This is a genomic window from Fervidicola ferrireducens, assembly GCF_001562425.1.
GTDB classification, from domain to species: Bacteria; Bacillota; Thermosediminibacteria; order Thermosediminibacterales; family Thermosediminibacteraceae; genus Fervidicola; species Fervidicola ferrireducens.
On sequence record NZ_LOED01000086.1, the window covers coordinates 1 to 1,190 of the forward strand.

2 protein-coding genes are annotated in these 1,190 nt (G+C 50.4%); both read left to right on the top strand.

Features of this window, described 5'->3' with window-relative positions; genetic code table 11:
* Positions 1 to 40 precede the first annotated feature (40 nt).
* Positions 41 to 595 carry an RRXRR domain-containing protein gene (locus AN618_RS12385; RefSeq protein WP_083515219.1) on the top strand — a complete coding sequence of 185 codons (555 nt, stop codon included), beginning with the start codon at positions 41 to 43 and terminating at the stop codon, positions 593 to 595.
* Between the two features lie 273 nt (positions 596 to 868).
* On the top strand, positions 869 to 1,190 hold a 322-nt coding region (locus AN618_RS14105), incomplete at its 3' end, for an HNH endonuclease (RefSeq protein WP_342670490.1).

A 1,190-nucleotide genomic window follows, 5' to 3' on the forward strand; every position in this document is an offset into this window, starting at 1 on the left:
TGCCCGGATCACAGGGCTCCTTACAGAAGGAGGAGAAAAGATGGTATTGTTCACTGCCGACAAATACGGCAGGCCCGGCCACCCGACGAAAAGGTTCAACATGATTAGGAAACTAAGGAAGCGGGGCAGTGTAAAAATCATTGGTGGGAGAGCTTCCGGCAAGCCACCGATAGTAGTGTTCCTGGACAGAGAGTTCGATTACTTCAAAACAGTACCAAGGAAATTCATCATAGCTCTTGACCCAGGATACAACTACATAGGATTCGCAGTATGCGAAATTAAAGGCGGAAAATTGACAGTGTACTGTATAGGTATTCTGGAAACCAGAATCCCAGAGATTAAGGGACTGATGACAGAAAGAAGGGAACACCGAAGGAATAGAAGATACTATTCACGGTGCAAAAAGAAACGTTTATCCGCCAGACAGGATAGGGTTTTAACAAAGTTCAAGATGCCGAGAATCGTGAGGTCGACAGATAAGTCCAACGCCACGCTCAGGCATGGTGTAGAAACTCACCTTAACCTTTACAGAACCGCCGCGGGAAGGCCCTACCCTTTCAAGGGTAGGGATGAAAGCGGCGGCCAGTTGTGCTAAATAGGGCTCCTCGAAGGGGCACGGGGCGGAGGCCACGCCCCTGAAACCGCTTGCCCTCCGGTGGAACTATCACCGATGGGTAAGCCGCTTCGAATCTACCGCCGGTACGCTGCATGCGGCGAGCGGTAGCCGGATGGCGACTTGAGTCGCCTGAAGGAATCCCGCCTCCTTTAGGGGGCGGGAGGAAGTCAAGAAAAGCTTTCAAAGTTATTTCCATTCCCAGCAGAGCAGGTTGTGTTCGTTATGGAAGACAACGTTTTTGACGTCAGGAGCATGACCTGGGGAAAGACATATGGTGCAGGCTATCAGAAGTCACCCAGAACGCCAGTAGAGAAGAAATGTATCCTCTGTGGTACACAAGAACACCTGCTGAAACACCATTTGATACAGCGTAAAAGTGATGGTACAGATGTGCGGGAAAATCTGGTGTACTTGTGCAAGAACTGTCATGAAGATGTGCATGCTGGCAGGGTATATATACCGGTTGACGGTGTTAAACAGTGGCGTGCATTGGGGACGATGAACGCAATAATGGGGAAACTGCGGAAAATGCCGCGGCTGGAGTTTGTACCTGCATCGGACGTGGCACAGGCGA